The following is a 20,962-nucleotide window of genomic DNA, read 5'->3' as shown; positions in this document are numbered from 1 at the left end:
TTCACCTTTCTAGAGAGTACAGTTGTTTAATTAAATGTGTTTTTTCTGGTCACTAATTAAAGTGATATAGGGCTATTCATCTTTATCATTACCAAGTTCTTTTAACATACTGTAGTTGCCTTTTCTAAATTTACCTTTTAAAGATGTAACTCCACTTTCGCTAATTCCACTTAAACTTAATGCTGCTCCACCTAGCTGCAATCCAATTTCAGATGTTTCGGGAATAATTTTACTAGCCCCTAGATCTTTATAAACCTCCACATTATTCAAATCTGGCAAACGTATTATAATATTTACATGCGGAAAATTTGCTGCAACTAGAGAAACTATTTTCTTTATAGTAACTTCGTTCTTTATCGAAACCACAAGAGCTTGAGCTCTTTCTATTCCTACTGATTTTAAAATTTCATATCTTGTAGCATCTCCAAGATATATAGGAAAACTGTCATTTTTTCCTTCTTTTACTATTTTTGATTGAATATCTACAATAACATAACTTAAATGCTCTGCAGTAAGCATTTTTGTTACCATATATCCCACTCTACCAAACCCAGCAACTATTACGTGATTATAAAGGTCTTGTGTGTCTGTTTCGATTGCTTCATCGTCTAGTATTATTTTTTCAGTGCTAAATGAATTTGCTATCCAGTCTCCAATTCCCGATAAAAGAGGAGTAAAAGCCATAGTTACTGTAGTTACCATCATAAGCACTTGAGCGATTTCACTTGATAGTACATCTAATTCATCTGCTAAACGGAATAAAATAAATGCAAATTCACCGCCTTGTGCAAGCAGTAATCCAGCTTGTATTGCAGGTGCACTTCTAAATCCAAAAAATCTACACAATGTATATATAATGGATGTCTTTAAAACGATAAGGATAATTGATAATAAAGTAACGAGTGGTAACTTATTGAGTAAAAGGTCAATATCAATAGACATGCCAACAGTCATAAAGAATAAACCAAGAAATAAGTCTTTAAATGGCAATACTGCATGTTCTACCGAATTCCTGTGTTCTGTTTCTGCAACTAGTAACCCAGCAACAAATGCGCCTAATGCCATTGATAAATGAAATTGTTCAGTAATAAATGCTGATCCTAATATTATCAGAAGTGTTGTTGATATAAAGATTTCATTACTCTCCATTTTGGCAATAACCGAAAACAATGGCCTCAGTAATAACCTACCAGTTACAAATATCAACACCAATGCAATAGCTGCTTGCACTAATGAGCCTGCCAACGAGCTTATTAAGCTGTGTTCAGAATTGCCAGTAAGCAGGGGCACTAGTACTATTAGAGGTACCACTGCAAAGTCCTGCATTAGTAGCACTGCTATTGACAATCTGCCAACTTGGCTTGCTTGAGAGCCCTTTTCTTGCAGAACCTGCAACACTATTGCTGTTGAAGATAGTGCAAGCCCACCACCAATAACTGCTGCCATGTTTATGCTCACTCCAAAGGCGAGAGCAATGCACCATATTGCTATCATAGTAACTATAACTTGGAGAGAACCAAACCCAAACACATGCCTACGCATGGCAATGAGGCGTTCAAATGTCAATTCGAGACCTATAATAAACAACAGGAAAACTACTCCAAATTCTGCGAAGTTATCCATTACTTCAGCTGAATTTATCAGATTAAACCCATGAGAACCAATCAACGCACCTGCAACAAAGTAACCAAGCACTGGACTAATATTCATTTTCCAAAACGCTATGACTATAAACACAGCAGCAGAGAGTAAAATTATAATATCAAACAAATGCTGAGAGCCGCTGTGCATAATATTCAACCTGTAGAATTAGACCATTTTATTGAACAACCAATGCTTGATTTTTGGTCAACTGGAGGATTGCTAGTTTCTGCAATAAATTTCATGGCTTGAAATAAATCACTACTTCCTGCTTCGTAATTTTGAACTTTCTCTTTTTTTGTGTTGTTAAAACGCCCGCGATAGCAGAGGGCTAGTTTGGAATTAAAGCCAAAAAAATCAGGGGTACAAACAGCACCATACTCTTTAGCTACTTCTTGGTTATTGTCAATCAAATATGGAAATGTAAACTTATTTTCCTTGGCAAAATTAATCATGTTTTCAAAGGAGTCTTCTGGGTACTCATTTACATCATTTGGCATGATTGCAACGGTGTTTACCTGATAATCTTTTTTTAACAAATTAACATCGCTTACTAGATTGCTAATAATTGATTGAACGTAAGGACAGTGATTGCATATAAACATTACAATGAAACCATTTTCCCCATAGCAGTCACTTAATGTATAATATTTGTTATCCACTCCCAGGAGATTGAAATTCTTTGCAGTAAAGTCTAAATTTATCTTAGGAGTGTCTAGCGTAACCATAGCTCATAGAGAATTGTATACCATAATTTATGATCTTATTGCTTAAATGTCAAATGGTTTCTATGTAAACTGTTTGCATTTAGCATTGTAATTATAAAATTTATGTTCATAACCTTTGAAGGAATAGATGGTTCTGGTAAAACAACACAGTCTGAGTTACTTGCAAATTATTTCAAGCAAATTCACGGTGAAAATAATGTCGTATTGACTAGAGAACCAGGTGGTACTGATTTTGCAGAAAAAATAAGAGGATTACTACTTAAGGATAATATTGATCCTATTTCTGAACTCTTGCTGCTTATCTCGATGAGGCACGAACATATGAAAAAATTAATATTGCCAGCTCTTTTAGAAGGGAAAATAGTGATTTGTGATCGGTTTATTGACTCAACTGTTGCGTATCAAGGGTATGGACTAGGTGTTGACTTAAGTCTAATAAGAGACTTACACAAATTAGTGGAAATTAAATATCCAGATATCACATTTATTTTAGATATTGATGTTCAAGTTGGACTCAGCAGAGCAAAAGACAAAAATAAATATGAAGAGATGAACGTTAATTTTTATAATAAAGTTCGAGAAGGATTTCAAGAAATAGCTAAAAAAGAACCCAAAAGGTGCAGTGTTATTACTAAAATTGAAACAAAAAGTGATAATCACGTACAAAATGAAATTATTGATATTGCAAAAACTTAGCTACACGCATTGAACTTTTGCTAGTTTAAACAGTTACCATACCAGCCTGTAGCAAAAAGTTGTCAATTTTAGGTGACGTTATTTCATACGAAAGACTCTCTTTTTGATTAGCTAAAAAACTTTGTATTTCATTTTTAGGTTTTTCACTTATTGTTCTATATATTCTTGCGCGATTAATTAGCTCATTTCTACTATTCTTATTGCTTACTTCAGTTATGGTAAAAAATTGATCAAAGTGACTTAAAAGATCCTCATTCTTTATTAAAGATGCAATATCATCAATGTCTTTTACGTATAAAGCAAGTTTGTGCGCTTTGATACGATCCTCAAAACAAAGATTAATCAGTATTACAAAACTTATTTTTTGTGATATCTCTTGTTTTTGCTAGCAAAGATTCGATCTCGTCTTGGCAACGCACTCTCTTAACTGACTCAGCAGGTTCAACCATACCTAGAACATTTTCTACTACAGATTTTTTCTCACAACCAAAAAGAAACGTATAATATCCCATAGACAGAGTCAAGAGAAGGAATATAGCTGGAAGCAAGAATGGAGCAAGTACATTTTGCGATCCAGGAAAGATAAACCAGATAGCAGTTGCTTCTGACACAGCTAAAAATAATCCTGACATAACGAGTTTTATTTTTCTTCTGTATCCGTTATCAATAACTGTATTTACGCCAATAAAAGCTACATCAACCATTGCTCACACCTCACTAAAAGTAATATTAGCTTAATTATAGCATTGTTGTGATAAAAAATCAATATTATGAATATCTTCATTAATTTATAAAATTATCTAACCAAATAGAAAAAAGGCAAAAGAAGTCCCGAGTAGCGAGTTTTAATAATTTAAATTGATAATGTGCTAACAAGTGCGATTTGGCTAAATATAGAAAAAATTAAAAGACATGCAGCCGCTATAATTTCGTCAATAAATACCCTGAGTTTTTTATTGAATGTTGCGATTGAGCCTACAGGTCAAAAACAAGCTTTGAGTCAGAAATACCCTTGCTATTATAATAAGAGAAATCGCGATGTTTGTACAATTGAAAGATGGTTGCGGGAGTAGGATTTGAACCTACGACCTTCAGGTTATGAGCCTGACGAGCTACCGAGCTGCTCCATCCCGCGTCGTTGCTTATTTATTATTATATGCGTAATAATAATAAATAAAAGAATAAAATCACACTATTACATATATTTATATATCTATTAACTTTTCTTAACATGATAGTAAATTATATACATAACAATCTGTGCAATGAAAAATATAACTTGATACTTTGGGTTCCTATTTTTCAGTGTATAGGGATCTTAACCTATTTTTCCCTAAGTTTTGAACCAAGCTATATATCTATTTTTCTCTTGCTTTCACCTATACTAATTCTGATTGCAATATTATACAGGAAATACGCAATATTATGCATTTCTTTAATTGCAGTGCTCATAGGATTTACAGCCAGCAAATTCAGAACAGATTCAGTTAATACTCACATTCTTGATAAGGAAAGGTATGTGAAAGATATTGTTGCTACAGTGAAGGATATTAATAACAAGGGCTCCTATGAGCAATTTTTGCTTTATGAAATAAAAAACACGAAGTTCAAGCTGGATAACATCAGAATATCAGTTAGAACCAAAGCGGAAGAAGGCATTAAAATAGGGGATCAAGTAAAATTATCAGCAAAACTCTTTCCTCCAAAAATTGCGCCTTCGGAATATGCATATGATTTTGCAAGAATAGCATATTATCAGAAAATAAGTGCAACAGGCTTTGCAACAAGCAAAATAGTCCTGTACAAAAAGGCTGAAGCAAGAAAATTTCAAGAGTATATAGAATCTTTCCGTCAATATATCTATGAAAACCTACAGCAAAATACCAAAAAGCCACACGCGGACATAATCTCTGCATTATTAATTGGCAAAAAAGACGGGATAGATCAAAAAACTATGAATGCGATACGAGATTCAGGTATAGCACATTTATTCGCTATATCTGGTTTACATTTATCGTTTGTTGCTGGTCTATTTTTTATAGTATTCCGTAATTTATTTGCAATATCTGAAACTTTGACTCTTAAATATAACACTAAAAAAATATCTGCATTCTTTACTATCTTGCCAACTACCTTTTATTTGTTGATTACCGGTATGCAAATTTCTGCTCAGCGTGCCTACATCATGGTGATCTTGGTACTTATTGCAATAATCATAGAAAGGAAATATCGAGGATTAATAGCAATTGCGTTTGCTGCTTCGGTGATACTCATAGTGGAGCCAGAAGCAATCTTAAAGCCAGGTTTTCAAATGTCATTTTCTGCTGTTTTGGCACTAGTTGCCAGCTATCAGATCAATGCTAATAAGTTATTCAAAATAAAAATAATAAAATATTTTGTGTCGATAATGATCAGCTCAGTCATAGCAAGTTTAGCAACTGTTCCGTACACAATATACAATTTTAACTATTTTTCAATCAGTGGCATTATCACAAATTTGATTGCTATACCAATAGTTACACTCATTATTATTCCACTTGGAATAATCTATGTTTTATTGATTCCTTTAGGTACTCAGTGGATTATAACGCCTCTCATGGAACCTTACTATTACCCATAAATCTAAAAATGGAGAAAAAGCTGCTATTTTACTAATTCAACTTTCTATTATAAATAGATCTATGGTCTAAAAATGGAATATATGATGAAAAGAACTATAAATACCTCAACTGGCGAATGGGCAGAAAGTGAATTTGGAATTGTTAATTTTGGTGATATAAGATTAAGTAAAAGGCTTCTAAAAATAGTTAATAGTTTTGCTGAATCGCCTGAGCGTTCAATAAATCAAGCTTGTGAAGATTGGCATCAAAGTAAAGCAGCTTATAGATTTTTCCAAAACGATGCCATTTCTGAAAGAAAAATATTAGACAGTCATATAATTAAAACTGTTGAAAGAGCTAAAGAATACTCAACTATCTTAGCTATCCAGGATACGAGTTATATTTCATATAAAAATCATAAAAAGACCGAAGGATTAGGGATTATAGCAGCAAGATTAACATCTAAAACAACTAATTTTAAAACCCATGGATTAGTGATGCATACAACGTTTGCAGTTACAACAGAAGGACTACCTATAGGATTATTGGATCAAAAAATTAGTACTAGACCTTCCTTAACTGAAGACCTAAAGGAGTTGAAAAGAAGAAGCCATAATACTGCTCTTCCCATAGAAGAGAAAGAAAGCATACGGTGGATAGCATCACTTAAAGACTCTACTAAACATCCTGGATTAAAGGATGTTAAGGTAGTTACCGTTTGTGATAGAGAAGCAGATATTTATGATTTATTTGAAGTTGCTTCCACTAATCAATCTCTTTTTGTAGTAAGAGGAAATCAAAACAGAACAGTAAACAAGAAGTCGACTTATTCTGAAAAAGGTGGTGAAAGATTGTGGGATTTGATGAATCGCATGTCTTGTCAAGGAGAAATTCAAGTGAGTATTCCTGCTCGCGATAAAAAACCTCAAAGAACAACAGTTTTAGAAGTAAAGTTTAGTAACTTTGTGATGAATGCATCAAAAAACAACGCTAGACGTAAAACCCAAAAACTTCCTAATTTAAATTTAAATGCTGTCTATGTTATAGAAAGATATCCCCCATTTGGCGAAGAGCCCATAAACTGGATTTTGTTAACAAATATAAATATTAATAATTTTGAAGAAGCAGTAGAAAAAATACAATGGTATTGCTTAAGATGGAGAATAGAGGTTTTTCATAAAATTTTGAAATCCGGTCTTAAAGTTGAAGAATGTAGGCTCCAAACAGCAGATAGATTGATCCGCTTTCTTACAATTATGAGTATAATTGCATGGAGAATATTTTTTATTACATTGGTAGCTAGAACAAATCCGAATCTTTCTTGCACTGTCATACTGACTGATGACGAATGGAAGGTTTTATATACCAAAATGCTTAAGACAAAAAACTATCCTGAGACTCCACCACCTATAAGAGAAATTGTGAGGTGGGTGGCCAAGTTAGGAGGGTTTTTAGCTCGCAAAAATGACTTAGAACCAGGTCCTATAGCCTTGTGGAAGGGATGGAAACGTCTCTTTGATTTAGCAGAAGGATGGAGACTTGCTCATGAATTCTATACTTGTGGGTAATAGTAAGTCATGGAACGCCCAATTGACAGCGTTTTATATATAACAAACGCAATTGCCAGTCTTCAGTATTTGGTTATTCCTATTCGCACTTTTCCTGCCTCATTAATTATTATAATAACGCTTGGGCTATTATGGTTATGCTTGTGGGAAAGGAATTGGCGTTTCTTTGGAATTTTCTTTATTGTGCTAGGTATTTTCTCTAGCGCTATGTATACAACTCCTGACATTCTAGTCAGTGCTGATAATCTTGCTGTAAAAGAAGATGACAATCTACTATATTCCCTTACTAGAAAAAACAGAAATTTTGTTGTCAAAACGTGGGCAAAGCAAAACGGGCAGAATCAAATTGTGAATCATACTAAATTCAGTAATTCAAACAAAAGGCTAAAATGTAATGATTATGACTGTACATATAATAAAGGAAATAATAAGTCAGTGTTGCTAGCTCATAAAAGAGAAGATATTTTAGAAAATTGTAACAATGTCGATCTAGTAATTCAATTAAGCAAGTTTAACTATCCAGCTTGCAATACTAAAATCATCAAATACTCTGACTTAGAGGCATATGGCACACACTCTGTTTGGCTAGCAAATAGTGGCATAAAGGTTAGCAAAGTCCGTTCTAATCGTCCTTGGCATAAGCCAAAAACTTGTTTTTAAAGTATCATTTATATATAATTACTTAATTAGGATGCAAGGAAATTTATGCCTTTAGATACAACAAATCCTTTCAATGTTAAAGTAGATCATAATTTTGCCAAAATAGATGATGCTATTGGTTTTTTTCCTAGGTTATGGCGTGCAACAAAGAAATATTCTGTAAGTAACACTCTACCCATAGCGATTGTAAATATTTGGCTTCAATTTTCTTTGGCTTATGTAGCTGCAATAATAATAACCCATAATGATCTAAGGTTTATTACAGATATTTTTAACCCAACATTCATGCCAATTTACACTTTGGTTTCTATTATTCTTTTAACAACTTTTGTAGCCTCTTCTGCTATGAGATATATGCATAAGCAGGAGATAAAAGAAGGAGAAAAGTTGATAGAGGAATTAATAAATAATAAAATTAGAGGTGGCAAAGACAACGAGATAAGTGAAATTGCTGAAAATGCTTTAAAAATAGAGATAAAACCAAATTTAAGTCTTATAGGTCGCAAAAAAGCAAACTTTTCAATAATTTTGCCAATTTCTGAAAATCAAAAAAAAATATTAGATGATCAAAGACAAGAGAATAAAAATAAGGCAATTTTTCTTACCATACCATATGTAATTAGTGCTGTAATTATAGTTGGTGCGTTAATACAAAATAGATTTAGTTTTGCCAATGTTCAAGGTTTAGAATGGGCCATAGTTGCACTGTCTAGTACCATTGCTATCGCTGGAATATGTGTAATATTCGGCAAGCTAAAAAACAATGAGATAAACAATAATTATAATATTGTTAAAAAGTTTAACAATTTGGATATTCTCTTTCCATGCAGAAAAGGTGGTGTTGTATCGGTAATGGAAAAAAAGACAAAAGATGAGGAAGAAAATGATTCTATATCTCGATTGATAAAATTACTCGATAAGCACTTAGGTGAAGTTACAGATCTACTTGATAATAGTCTTCTAAAACCCGCAAATGATGAAATTCAAAAAACGCTTGCTCATCTACGAAGAGTCAGAGAAGACATCAAAGAAGATTTGGATGAGTTGCACAAGGAAATCTCGCCCATTTTAAGTGAAGCTAAAGGACTGGTAGAAAGAGCAAATTCACTAGATATCGAAGGTGCTTTTTTCAATCTACAAAATGCTATCAAGATAGTGGAAGATAAGGTAGAAAGCTTAAAGTTAGGAAGATTTGGTGTACCCTATTTGGATACAACGCAATCTGGTCGAAATGGACATGAAAGTGGCAATAATCAGACGGGAGGTGATAGCAATCAACTCTTTGGCATGTTAAAAAAATTTAAAGAAGAAGTAGGTGAGTTGAAAAAAGCATTTGAAGAGTTAAAGAAATCTCTAGAAGAAATAAAAAATAAACAAACAAACGAACCTAATAGTAGTGAAGGCAGTATTACTGTTACTCCTCTTGAAAAACAGCGAGATGAAGAGAGAAAAGCAATAGAAAAACATAGATTATTAAAATCAAAAAAAAGGATGAAAGAGCTGGAGAAAGAAAATATAAAATTGGAAAAAGAATTATCTGAACAAGAAAAAACAGATAAGTGGAAAGAAAAAATTAACGGTAAAGCAAGTGAATTTCTCTATTACCTGTTGGAATTTATTAAGTTGAAGATCAGCAATGATGCGGGAGAAGATCTAAGTGAAGCAACATTAAGAAACTTTGATAATAAGGTAATAATCCACTGGAAAGATGGCTCTCAAATGACTTTTAATATCCAGAAACAAGATGGGCTTCAAGCTCAACCTAACACAAAAGTTGATTTTGTGGATCCAGATGTTTATGCAGCATTTGAAGTAGCATGTTCAGGACTTTGAATATTAATAGTGAAGAGAAAAAATTAAGATTAGATACTTATGTAGCTAAAAAATGCAACATATCACGCAGTAAAGCACAAAGATTGATACAAGATGAGCGGGTAACATTATTTGGCACGCCGATAATTAATAATGACCACATAGTAAAACCAGGTGAAGAGTATATAGTACATCTCGTTCAACCTGACATATCCACATCAATTGAACCTAACTATAATATAAAGCTTGATATCATCTACGAAGATGGGGACATTATAATTCTGAGTAAACAAAGTAGATTAACAGTACACCCAGGTGCTGGAACAAACAATGATACACTCCTGAATGCAGTGATCGCTCACCTTGGCAAAATTCCATATATAAATACAAGACCAGGAATTGTTCACAGGCTTGATAAAGATACTAGTGGACTTATGGTAATTGCAAAAAATGAACAATCCCACAGCTTCTTGTCTGAACTGCTATCAAATCGTAAAATAAAACGGGAATACTTAGCAGTAATTTGGGGAGCATTACCTAATCTGCAAGGAACAGTAAAAACCCATATTGCTCCAAAACGCAGTAATAAAGAAATGATGTGTGTCACAAAAACAGCAGGTAAATTAGCAATCACTCATTATTCAGTGAAGAAAATTATAGGGCAAGCAAGCCTGGTTAAATGTACTTTAGAGACAGGCAGAACACACCAAATTCGAGTACACATGAGCCACATAGGACATTCTGTAGTTGGTGATCAAGTTTACGGAAAAAATAGTAGTAAAAGTGAAAAACATGCTAAAAACTCTGACTTTATCCGTAATTTCAATAGACAGGCACTACATGCTCACACGCTAGGCTTATATCATCCAAAAAGTAAAGAATATATGGAATTTGTTTCTGATTTACCACAAGACATGCAAGTCTTAATCGGTGAATTTGAAAATATATCTTAACAACATTCATATCAATATTATCATCCATGTTATCAGGAAGTTGGGGATGTTCAAAAAAGTGTGTCAAACCGAGAAGTAAAATATAATTGAGATAAAAATGGAGGTTTGACATGAGTCAAAGAATAGCAGATAGAACTACTGGTTTGGTAGATTATAAAGAATTAGAAACAAATATCTTGTCGTCTATACGAGAAGGTAGACCATTAATGGGAAAAGATGGTGCATTAACGCCATTTGTAAAAAGGCTACTTGAAGCAAGCTTGGAGGGTGAAATAGAACATCATTTATCTACTGAAAGCGAAGAAAACAATCGTAGAAACGGAAGGAATGGAAAAACTTTGAAAACAAGTGCAGGTTCATTTGAACTATTGACACCAAGAGACAGAGAGGGAAGTTTTGAACCACAGATAGTGAAAAAAAGGCAAACAAGCCTACATCCAGAACTTGAAACAAAGGTCTTGAACATGTTTGCAAGTGGTGTGGGATACAGAGATATAGCATCATATGTGGAAGAAATTTATGACCATAAAATATCTGCAGCAGAGATATCTGGAATTACAGATAAATTACTACCTATAATCAATGAATGGCGTAGCCGTCCACTGCAATCAGTGTATCCAATAGTATTTATGGATGGGATGTTTTTTAAGGTAAAAGAAGACGGTCGCTGTGTAAGTAAGTGCATGTATAACATATTAGGAATAGACCAAAATGGCAGAAAAGAAGTACTGGGTTTTTACTTAGCAGAAAGCGAGGGAGCTAGCTTCTGGTTAGGCGTATTAAATGACTTGAAAGAGAGAGGAATAGAAGACATTTTGATAGCTTGTGTCGATGGCCTAAAAAGCTTTCCTGCAGCTATAAATAGCGTATTTCCTAATGTGGAAGTACAGCTATGTGTAGTGCATCAAATACGGAACTCTCTGAAATACGTATCAAGCAAAGATGTAAAAGTTTTCATGAATGATTTAAAAAAAATATACCGCGCTACAAGTAAAGAAATTGCAGAAAATTATTTGCTTGAGCTGGAGGAAAAATGGGGCGAAAAGTATCCATTAGTTGTAAAATCTTGGCAGAACAATTGGGAAAGTTTATCTGGTTACTTCAAGTATTCAGGTCCTGTTAGAAGGCTAATTTATACCACTAATCTCATCGAGGGGCTACACAGGCAAATTAGGAAATTTACCAAGACCAAAGGCGCATTCACCAGCATAAATGCCTTGTACAAGCTGGTATATTGTGCTATAAGAAAGGTGGAAGAGAAATGGACGATGCCTGTACATGATTGGGCATTATCTATATCTCAACTCGATATTTTTTTCCCTAGTAGATTAAAGATTGAGTTGAATTAAAAATTCGGTTTGACACACTTTTTTGAACATCCTCAGGAAGTTAATTAATGAAAGAAAAACTGCTGCACTACCTAGATCTTTCACCTTTTTTGAAAGTATGTGTTGTTCACTAGAAATACGCTCAATTGTCGTTTCAAAAGCAGTGTTAATAATTTCTACAATTAACACCAAAAATAGGCTACTTACCATTACTGCACGTTCTAAATTACTTACATCTAAAACAAACAAAGTTGAAACACATATTATAAAAAGCAGTAACTCCTGTCTGAACGCAACTTCTGATACAAAAGCTGATTTTATTCCTTCACAGGAGTATTGAATTGCTTTTATTAGACGAGTAATGCTTTTCTTCATTATCAATTTTGGAAACTCAATGAATTACACTTATTGCACTCAAGTAAAAAATGCATGAAAACACCTTTCAGTCGTGATCACTTACAAAGATTTTTAAGTTAAAGTCTAGCATATTGTTTGAATCAAGAAAATTAGTACAAAGCCTTTCAACAAACGCTCAAGGCAGTTATATATTGATACTGACACAAAAATCCTTTAATTAAATTTCTCTTACCTTAGCTGGGAATATTCAAAAAAGCATAAGCATCAAGTTAAGAGATTGCGAGCAAATTTAGGGAAGTTAAAGTAGATACTCTAGTTTTTCTGTACTTGTCTTTTAATGAAAATCATGACCAAGTTATTGTAATCTTTTTAAGAAAAATTTTCAAACTATTAACTCTATTCTTTAGTGCTAAAAATAACTCTCTAATCCGCCTTTTTAGCTCAATAAATGCCTTTGTTAAACTGAGTTCTGTATTCTTTTTTAATTTTGTACAACTCATGAAATATGAGAATTGCACATAATTTAGCATATAATTCACACAATACTCTGTGTGGCTTCCCTTTTAAGTCTTATGTAGCTCTTGTATAGTTTAAAAACAACTCAATTTGCCACCTTACTCTGTAATACTTGCTCAGCACTAATTTTATCCTCTGGAATATTAGTTTTGACCAGTTCAACAATTTCTGATTCCTTTTGGAAGATCATGTGATTTTGCCAATTTATTAGCTTTTCTTCTTCTGGCTAGAGACTGCTCTTCAGTTAATTTATGACATATCATTCTTACTCTAATCTTTGCTTCTTTTCCCAACAACACCTTCATTTCTAAAAATAGCTTGTCTCCTAAACATTCCAATAATTCCATTTTTTGATTTGTTTCTATAGCATATACATTGGTATCAACGACTTATAAAATAAGCTCCCGTTCCATTGATCTGTTTAAAAGAACTTGAACCAAGGTCAGATATTAGCAACTTCTCCCTATAACCTTCTTACTCCCTCCGTTATGTTAAGTTGATCCAATGTCTGATTTAGGTAATCAAAAACTAATTTTAACTTTATTCCACACTTAGTGTTACTCTCATAACCTTTATATAGATTTTCCATGCTGTTAGGCAAAGCTACTATCCAATGTTTTAAATTGCTGCAAGATTCTACAATCAATTTGCAGGGTATTTTAAATAAAGCCATTGTACATTCTTTTCATAAATTCTACTGCTTCTTTAGTAAACCTGAAATCTAAACCCTGTTTCGTTATTATCACAGATTCTTCATTTAATAATTGGCACATTGTATCTATGATTCAGTTTGTAACCCCTATATTACCCAAAATTATAGCTTTTATGAATCATCAATTACTCAATTTTCTTTTCCTTTTCTGTTTCAATTATTTGCCATTTCATTGAAAAATTTGTTGAGGTAATTTGATAAGCAAGTTATTTTATTCATCATTAGTTCTCTCACTAAAATATATCCGAGAGAATTTTATATCTTCTTATCCTATCTTCTTCATACCTTTATTTCCTTAACTTGACCCTTATGCTTTTTTGAATGTTCCCGAATTGTGGTGGTTGCCATCCTTCTCCACATATGTCGTCATTACCAAACGTTCAATTTTTAATTTATCTAAAAGAGGGTAAACTCCAGTATTTTAGACATAATAGGAGGTTACCCATTGAATAAGAATGTAACAGAATTATTCTGTTTTGTAGATGATTATTGTAAAATGATAGACAAAAATTTTGCAGGTAGATTATTATCCAATGGTAAAAAACCTACAATAGTGCCAGAAATAACGCATTCCGAAATTATAACAATAATTTTGTTATATCAGCAATCTAAACTTTAAATCATTTTACATACGTTACTTACAGTTGCTGCATAAGTCAGACTTTTCCAGACTACCTTCTTATGATAGATTTATTGCGCTAAAACCTCGAGTTTTATGGTATTTAGCAATAAAGATCACCTATTGAATTCTATGATATTATTTTTTGTGAGATTATTATACACGTTATGGCAAGAAAGGCAGAGAGATTTGTTAAGTAGTTTTTGCATCTATATGAGCTACTTGAATAATGGTTACAATGTTTGTACAGTTGTACACCATGAGCTTAGCCCTTATCTACATATTCAGTTCCACCAACAGTTATTGCATCGACCTTGAGTGTTGGCTGACCAACTCCAACAGGCACATTTTGTCCGTCTTTTGAGCACGTACCAACACCAGGATCTAACTTTAGATCATTACCAATCATTGATACTTTTTTCAACACTGTCGGACCGTCACCAATGAGTGTTGCTCCTTTAACTGGCTGTGTAATTTTACCATTTTCTATTAGGTAAGCTTCTGAAGATGAGAAAACAAATTTTCCTGATGTTATATCAACTTGTCCACCACCAAAATTTACTGCATATAGGCCTCTTTTTACACTGGATATTATTTCTTCTGGTGCATATTTTCCTGCCAACATATAGGTGTTTGTCATGCGTGGCATAGTAACTTCTTTGTAACTTTCTCTTCTACCATTACCAGTTGGATTTACACCCATAAGTTTAGCGTTCATATGATCTTGCATATATCCTTTTAGAATTCCATCTTCTATAAGCACATTATAGCCAGGTAAAGTACCCTCATCGTCTATGCTAATAGAACCACGCAAATTAGGTAGAGTTCCATTATCAACTACAGTAATGTTACTGGCTGCCACCTGTTTACCCATAGAATTTGAAAATGCCGAGATTCCTTTACGGTTAAAATCACCCTCAAGTCCATGACCTACAGCTTCATGCAATAATATCCCTGGCCAACCTGAACCTAAAACAACTGTCATCTCTCCAGCCGGAGCTGGAATTGCCTCAAGATTTACTAGCGCTTGCTCTAACGCTTGGTTTGCAACTTCTTTCCACTTCTTCTCAGAAACAAATTTATTATAAGATTCTCTTCCACCATGCCCTGCAGAACCTTTCTCCGCTCGGCCATTTTTTTCTACGATGACTAGTACATTAAAACGTACCAAAGGCCTAATATCGCTTAACCTGTGATCATCTTTTATTATTTGTACAACTTGCCACTCTCCATTTAGAGTTATTTTTACCTGCTTCACGCAATTATTCTTCGACCTTACATACTCATTAACCTCATTAAGTAGTTTAATCTTTGAGCTCAGGTCCATTTCATTTATGGGATTAATCGTTGAATACAGGCTTTTTGCCTCCTCATTTAAGTTTACTGAATTTGTTTTGCTTAAAGATGCTGAACTTTTTACCATGGAAGCAGCTTTACTAATTTCTTTTTCGCTAATCTCAGAAGAGCAAACAAAAGACGTACTATCTTCACAAAAAGACCTTAGACCAAATCCTCTTCTGGTATTCAAATCCATATGTTTTAATATATTATCATCAAAAATTAGGGATTCTGATTGGCAAAACTCTAAAAATAGCTCACCACCATCACTATTGCTCAAAGCGTTGTTGACTATTTTATATACATTATTAATATTAACATTGTTCTGAGCAAAAAATATTCGATCTAGATTTGGCATTACTTTTGAGCTAAAAACTATTTGAGTATATTATTTTATTTTAACATAGTAAATCACAAAAAGCCCGGGTGGTGGAATTGGTAGACGCGCTAGCTTCAGGTGCTAGTAACTTTTTAAGTTGTGGAAGTTCAAGTCTTCTCTCGGGCACTCTATATTAATTTTTGAGTTAATTAATGCTATAATATAACATATTTACTATACTTAAGTTTATGAGTTGCGACAAAGAGAGGCTTGTTTACAGAAAGAAAATAAGAACTTATTCAAAACGCTTAGTTACTGCACTATCTATTGCTTCTTTGAGTGGGTACATAGCAGCATTAGCCCTAAATATTTCTTCCTTAAGCTTGTATTTTACTATTGTCAGCACTATGCTAAGTGCATTTTCGCTTGCTTTAAATATATGGTCATTAACTGATCATTTTAGGCAGTGTGGCCTTAATAAGCAACTCGATACCTCTTGGCAAGAGAAATTAATGAAGATCTGCCTCGACATTGCATCTAACGTTTCATTTTTAATAGGAGGAATTACATCTATATTACCTCTTGAATTTCCTATTATCCCCTTTATTTCCGTTGCTTTTTTTATTCTAGGTTGTACCTTTATGGCAACTAATTTCATTCGAACTATGATTAGTCAGCCGCAAATAGATGAAACTAAAACCTCAAAGTTAGTGAACATTCAATCTGCAATAGCTGCCTAATTATTACATGTTAATAAGTTAGCTTATTTAACTTGACAAATTACGCCATCCCCCTTACTATGATAGCAAGAGTATTTATCCTTGTTTTTAATCTCCGCGGATTTAACAGCAAAATTCAGTAAAAAACTCAGATATTTATTGGCAAATTACATAAAAATTATAGCGGCTGCATGTCTTTTTTATTTTTTCTACATTCAGCCAAAATGCGCTTTAAATAAGCGTTAGCACATTATTACAATGCCAATTTGCATTATTATAGGGTCAAAACTCACTACTGGGGGATTCTTTTGCCTTTTTTTTGCTTGGTAAATTTCTTAATATTTGTAGCTAAAGTAATTTAAAAGAGCCAGCGTGGGACACACAACCGCACTAACATTTATTTTTGAAGGTACTATTTATATAGTAGATGGTCACTGGAATCCAGCTTTTTCATAATCATCAAAACATTGATTACTTTTATACTCGTAAATTTAACTAGATCCCATTGTCTAGCACTGGGATGACAGCATCATAAAGGAATCAATGTCAGATACTTGAATAACATCACTATAAAGTAGATTCCTGTGCTGAAATAGAGGCTACTTAAGTGACAAGATAGATAGAACTGGCATGAATCGGATTTGAGTTACTTCAAATGACCAATGAAAACTGTAACCCTAAACATTATTATGCACTAAATGATAATTTTCATACACTTGTCATGGCAGTCGTGAAAGAAATAATTCATACAATAAGCATGAATGAAAGAATTGACATAATTTAGAATTTTATATATTATAAAGTATTAATAGTTAGTTAATTTATGAGGTGGAGACATGGGCTATAAGCTAAGAAAAAGAGAATATGATTATAATGAAAGTTTATTTAAAGAGATAGGTATTCAAGTACAAGAAGTAGAAGGTCGTAACTTCTTAGAAATATCTAATATAATAGCAAAAAATTATAGAAGGTTATCAATAAAGTGTCACCCAGATAAACCAGGAGGTAGCGATGAAAAAATACAGGCCCTTAACAGAAATAAAGCAGCACTTTTGCAATATATTAAACCACTAAGTGAGACGAATAAGGGATTAATAATTCCTGGAGAAATGCGAAGGTGTGTACAATTGATTCAGCAACGTCAGAATGATAAGCATACAAAGTATTATGTTGTTTTTAGTTTAGTAGGATTCCTACTGTACATCTCGTCATTAGTGTCGTATATTTACTTGGGGTGTAAGCTATATAAGGCTGCTAATTTTACTGATACACCTGGCATTTTGTTTAGTGCGAGCCTAATAACATTTGTTACAACTTTTTTCTTATCTGTTTATTTGATATCTTCTTTATTTAAAAAAGCTATGGATTTGCAAAATCCTCAACGGGAACAAAGTGAAAATTTAGATCAAGAAGAGCTAAAAGATGAAATGTTCAAAAGTAAAGCATTTAAATATTTCATTTTTACTTCCCAATGTTCGAGTTATCTCTCTCCTATTTTATTAATAGCAGGTTTGGTGTTACAGTATCAATCTAGTTGCGTAGACAGTAAAATACTCATTGGATTTGCTACAGTACTAGGTTGTAGTTTATTACTACACTTAGCAAATGAAATCTACGAGAGAAAAGTTGTAAATCTTGTAAAAACTGAAGGAATAGGTGATGAACAAAATGTACCTATAGGAGCATTAACCGAAAAGCCAAGCAGCATTGTAAATCCTGATGGTGCTTTTAACGTCTCGGCTCATCAAGTAGGTTGATTATTCTCCATACTCAAATCTCTGGCTAAAAATAACGAGCCACAGATTAGTATGGTTTTGACGTTTTGAATAGAGGCTTTCAGTATGTGATTTGATATTGCATCGCCGATTGATTCACATTCGATAGCATTTACTCCTATATTATTAGCTCCTTCTCTAATTAAATCTGTACTTGTTGCTTTAGGTTCAGATTTAACACAAATGGCGCATAGTAGTTTGATATATGGCTTTAAGTGCTCTAAGAACTCTGCCACATTTCTATTGCGAGTGACACCAAAGATCATATAAACACCTTCAACAAAGTTGTCTTTTATCCACCTAGCTAACACTCTGGCACCATCATTGTTGTGTGCACCATCTAGAAATAATTGCCAATCTTTTGGTAATAAAGAAATCAAATTACCTTCTTTTATAGACTCTAGCCGCGCAGGCCAATAAGTGCTCTGTAAACCTGAAGCAATGTCCTCTTCTCCAATATTAAATCCATACTTCCCACTCAAAATGCTACATGCTGCAATTGCGTTTCCTGCATTGATTATTTGGTGATCACCCTTCAGAGATGGCAAAGGAAATTCTATTGATTGAATAGTCGATTGAAAGACCATTCTGTTATTCTGTTTTTCGCAATTCCATTCAAGTCCTCCTCTATACAGAGGAGATTTCTTATTTATTGCATGATGTTCTAATGTGTTCGTTATAGATTTTTCTTGTGGTGCTATTACGCAAGAAACATTAGGTTTCATTATTCCAGCCTTTTCACCTGCTATGGTTTCTACGGTAGGACCAAGATATTCTGTATGGTCAAGTGCAATGGAAGTGATGATCGTTAGGATCGGATTATCTATAACATTTGTTGCATCAAGCCTTCCACCCATACCCACCTCAACTAAAGTAATATCCGCTTTATGACGAGCAAAAGCTAAGAAAGCTGCAATTGTTGTGGCCTCAAATAGAGTGATAGGTTGTTCCGCAACTACTATACGGCATTCTTCCAGTGAGTTGTGTAATTCACTATCATCGACATCAGTGCCTGCAACAACTATTCTCTCATTAAAATTCACTAAATGTGGAGAGGTGTACGTATGAACTTTATACCCTGCTGCTTGCATTATATATCTTATAAACGATAGCGTTGATCCTTTGCCATTAGTGCCAGCTATGTGAATTATTGGCGGTATTTTTTTCTCGGGATTACCCAATTTATTTAGAAAGCTTTTTATGCGATCAAGAGAAAAATCCTTTGGCCTACTGCCAATCGGCTTAGGCCAATGAGGCATGTATATCATAAATTATTGTTACGTTTTAATTCATCTATTACACTTGCCATGCCGTGCGTGTCGATTTTTTCACTAAATTGAGAACGTTGATTAATAGCAATACTTATTCCACTCATTACAACATCGTTTATTAAGAAAGAACTGTCACTTTTAGTAACCTTAAAGTCAATATTTGTAAATTCCTCATCACCATAAGAAAATCTTGTTCCTATCAGACAAGTTTCATCGTCAACTGCTTTTGTACTCATTATGATCATTTCACTATTATTTATGTATTTATACAAAATTTTAGCGCACAAACGCGCGAGATATACTTCATATTCTTTTAGAAACTCTTCTTTTTCTTTCTGAGTAGATAAATTCCAATATTTCCCTATTACAAATCGAGATATTTCTTTGAGGTTAACATTATTCTGAATGATCTTCCGAAGCTTTTCGTGTATATGTTCTGAATTTTTTCTATTCCCTTTCATAGACGTATTATCTACTTGCTGCTTCATGGCAAGCACAAAAGTTCTGTGACCTATACAACTCGCGTAAGCACTTGAGGATATTAAAATAAAAATGGTTAAGAGCTTAATAACATTCATAAGATATATTTATTAGCTATGATACTTAAAATGCAAAATTTAACAAAGGCAAAATAATAGTCGCTAGCTCTAACATACCTATAGACATACTCTATATAAATAATCTATAATTAATAGGGGTCTGTGCTATACGTTATGAGTTAAGTTAAATTTCCCGAGCGATAATTTCTGATCAAGGGGATTGCCTCTGTTAATTTCATTGAAATTAGTATGTGATACCCACCTTAACTTTAGGTCTCAGGAATCTACTAAGACTGACGGTAGATATGGATCCCATTTTTATTATTCAGGTTTATGTTACACCAATATAAAGAACAAGGTGTTTTTTTCTGTTCATCTCGTGAGATATTTCAAGTTGTAATTGACGTTGAGAAGTATCCTAATTTTGTTCCTTGGTGCAAAGCTGTTCATATAAAAGAAAAAACTGATAGCCAAATGACTGTGGATCTCCTTGCAGCTTTTCATGGCATTAAAGGAAGTTACACATCAGAAGTGACCTCCCTTGCTCCAAATGGAATAAGTGAAAGTTGGATAAAAGCTGTTTCCTCAAATGGAATATTTAAACATTTATACAACGAATGGAAATTCACTCCTATGAGCAAAAATAAAACTATGGTAGAGTTCTATATAGAGTTTGAGTTTAAATCCAATTTGTTTTCTACTTTATTAAACTCGGTGTATAAATATGCACAAAATAAAATAATTACTGCATTCAAAGACAGACTAGAAAGCCTTGCTGAGTAAAAGTTATCTTGACATCATTTATATAAAT

15 protein-coding genes, 2 tRNA genes, 1 other RNA gene and 4 pseudogenes are annotated in these 20,962 nt (G+C 33.4%); 13 read left to right on the top strand and 9 right to left on the bottom strand.

The features are described 5' to 3' along the window. Positions 1-72: 72 nt before the first annotated feature. Entirely contained in the window at positions 73-1,791 is a 1,719-nt protein-coding gene (locus HGO49_RS03615) for a monovalent cation:proton antiporter-2 (CPA2) family protein (RefSeq protein ID WP_017531878.1), read from the bottom strand. 5 nt (positions 1,792-1,796) lie between these two features. Further along, positions 1,797-2,369, bottom strand: a complete 573-nt coding sequence (locus HGO49_RS03610; RefSeq protein WP_017531879.1) for a thioredoxin family protein — start codon at positions 2,367-2,369, stop codon at positions 1,797-1,799. A 102-nt stretch (positions 2,370-2,471) separates the two neighbouring features. Here HGO49_RS03610 and tmk point away from each other — a divergent pair, with 102 nt between their 5' ends. After that, positions 2,472-3,065: a dTMP kinase gene (gene tmk, locus HGO49_RS03605; RefSeq protein ID WP_017531880.1), complete on the top strand. Its 594-nt coding sequence runs from the start codon at positions 2,472-2,474 to the stop codon at positions 3,063-3,065. Positions 3,066-3,403: 338 nt separating this feature from the next. On the opposite strand, the gene HGO49_RS07275 is transcribed toward tmk, so the two are convergent. After that, a complete protein-coding gene (locus tag HGO49_RS07275; protein WP_017531881.1) occupies positions 3,404-3,769 on the bottom strand; it encodes a hypothetical protein in 366 nt (121 codons plus the stop codon). A gap of 354 nt (positions 3,770-4,123) precedes the next feature. Then, a tRNA-Met gene (locus HGO49_RS03595) sits at positions 4,124-4,200 on the bottom strand. Between the two features lie 96 nt (positions 4,201-4,296). Here HGO49_RS03595 and HGO49_RS03590 point away from each other — a divergent pair. The 6 genes and pseudogenes from HGO49_RS03590 to HGO49_RS03565 all read left to right on the top strand — a co-directional run. After that, positions 4,297-5,667 (top strand): annotated as a pseudogene (locus HGO49_RS03590) (ComEC/Rec2 family competence protein); the annotation flags it as partial. Positions 5,668-5,766: 99 nt separating this feature from the next. Beyond that, positions 5,767-7,233 carry an IS4 family transposase gene (locus HGO49_RS03585; protein WP_172758531.1) on the top strand — a complete coding sequence of 489 codons (1,467 nt, stop codon included), beginning with the start codon at positions 5,767-5,769 and terminating at the stop codon, positions 7,231-7,233. 9 nt (positions 7,234-7,242) lie between these two features. Beyond that, positions 7,243-7,893: pseudogene (locus HGO49_RS03580) on the top strand (ComEC/Rec2 family competence protein); the annotation flags it as partial. Between the two features lie 45 nt (positions 7,894-7,938). After that, on the top strand, positions 7,939-9,726 hold the full coding sequence (locus HGO49_RS03575) for a membrane protein (RefSeq protein ID WP_017531884.1): 1,788 nt from the start codon (positions 7,939-7,941) through the stop codon (positions 9,724-9,726). Then, positions 9,711-10,658, top strand: a complete 948-nt coding sequence (locus HGO49_RS03570) for an RluA family pseudouridine synthase (protein WP_017531885.1) — start codon at positions 9,711-9,713, stop codon at positions 10,656-10,658. The genes HGO49_RS03575 and HGO49_RS03570 overlap by 16 nt, the downstream gene beginning before the upstream one ends. 110 nt (positions 10,659-10,768) lie before the next feature. After that, positions 10,769-12,007, top strand: a complete 1,239-nt coding sequence (locus tag HGO49_RS03565; protein ID WP_172758362.1) for an IS256 family transposase — start codon at positions 10,769-10,771, stop codon at positions 12,005-12,007. Here HGO49_RS03565 and HGO49_RS03560 read toward each other — a convergent pair. Together HGO49_RS03560 and HGO49_RS03555 are read right to left on the bottom strand one after the other, a co-directional pair. After that, positions 11,987-12,361 (bottom strand): diacylglycerol kinase, encoded by a 375-nt coding sequence (locus tag HGO49_RS03560; protein WP_017531886.1) that lies wholly within the window; start codon positions 12,359-12,361, stop codon positions 11,987-11,989. The genes HGO49_RS03565 and HGO49_RS03560 overlap by 21 nt on opposite strands. A 251-nt stretch (positions 12,362-12,612) precedes the next feature. Continuing rightward, positions 12,613-13,790: pseudogene (locus tag HGO49_RS03555) on the bottom strand (IS4 family transposase). 226 nt (positions 13,791-14,016) lie between these two features. Here HGO49_RS03555 and HGO49_RS07270 point away from each other — a divergent pair. Beyond that, positions 14,017-14,314: pseudogene (locus HGO49_RS07270) on the top strand (IS982 family transposase); the annotation flags it as partial. Between the two features lie 141 nt (positions 14,315-14,455). Here HGO49_RS07270 and tldD read toward each other — a convergent pair. Further along, a complete protein-coding gene (gene tldD / locus HGO49_RS03545) occupies positions 14,456-15,886 on the bottom strand; it encodes a metalloprotease TldD (protein ID WP_017532310.1) in 1,431 nt (476 codons plus the stop codon). Positions 15,887-15,948: 62 nt separating this feature from the next. On the opposite strand from tldD, the gene HGO49_RS03540 reads away from it, so the two are divergent. The 3 genes from HGO49_RS03540 to HGO49_RS03530 all read left to right on the top strand — a co-directional run bounded on the left by HGO49_RS03540 (position 15,949) and on the right by HGO49_RS03530 (position 18,323). Further along, a tRNA-Leu gene (locus tag HGO49_RS03540) sits at positions 15,949-16,033 on the top strand. Positions 16,034-16,095: 62 nt separating this feature from the next. Further along, the gene (locus tag HGO49_RS03535; RefSeq protein WP_017532311.1) at positions 16,096-16,587 is read left to right on the top strand and encodes a hypothetical protein; all 492 of its coding nucleotides are present in this window, start codon (positions 16,096-16,098) and stop codon (positions 16,585-16,587) included. A gap of 815 nt (positions 16,588-17,402) precedes the next feature. Then, on the top strand, positions 17,403-18,323 hold the full coding sequence (locus tag HGO49_RS03530; protein WP_017532312.1) for a hypothetical protein: 921 nt from the start codon (positions 17,403-17,405) through the stop codon (positions 18,321-18,323). Here HGO49_RS03530 and HGO49_RS03525 read toward each other — a convergent pair. Together HGO49_RS03525 and HGO49_RS03520 are read right to left on the bottom strand one after the other, a co-directional pair. Continuing rightward, complete coding sequence (locus HGO49_RS03525; RefSeq protein ID WP_017532313.1) at positions 18,311-19,609, bottom strand: bifunctional folylpolyglutamate synthase/dihydrofolate synthase; 1,299 nt, start codon at positions 19,607-19,609, stop codon at positions 18,311-18,313. The genes HGO49_RS03530 and HGO49_RS03525 overlap by 13 nt on opposite strands. Continuing rightward, entirely contained in the window at positions 19,606-20,190 is a 585-nt protein-coding gene (locus HGO49_RS03520; RefSeq protein ID WP_026092669.1) for an MlaC/ttg2D family ABC transporter substrate-binding protein, read from the bottom strand. Before HGO49_RS03520 ends, HGO49_RS03525 begins: the two co-directional genes overlap by 4 nt. A 115-nt stretch (positions 20,191-20,305) precedes the next feature. Between HGO49_RS03520 and ssrS the strand changes: the two genes are divergently transcribed. Together ssrS and HGO49_RS03510 are read left to right on the top strand one after the other, a co-directional pair. After that, a non-coding RNA gene (gene ssrS, locus HGO49_RS03515) (6S RNA) lies at positions 20,306-20,467 on the top strand. Positions 20,468-20,484: 17 nt separating this feature from the next. Next, positions 20,485-20,934 (top strand): type II toxin-antitoxin system RatA family toxin, encoded by a 450-nt coding sequence (locus HGO49_RS03510; RefSeq protein ID WP_017532315.1) that lies wholly within the window; start codon positions 20,485-20,487, stop codon positions 20,932-20,934. Positions 20,935-20,962: the final 28 nt, after the last annotated feature.

Origin of the sequence: Wolbachia endosymbiont of Diaphorina citri (assembly GCF_013096535.2) — a bacterium.
Lineage (GTDB): Bacteria > Pseudomonadota > Alphaproteobacteria > Rickettsiales > Anaplasmataceae > Wolbachia.
This window is presented reverse-complemented; position numbering and strand designations above follow the sequence as displayed.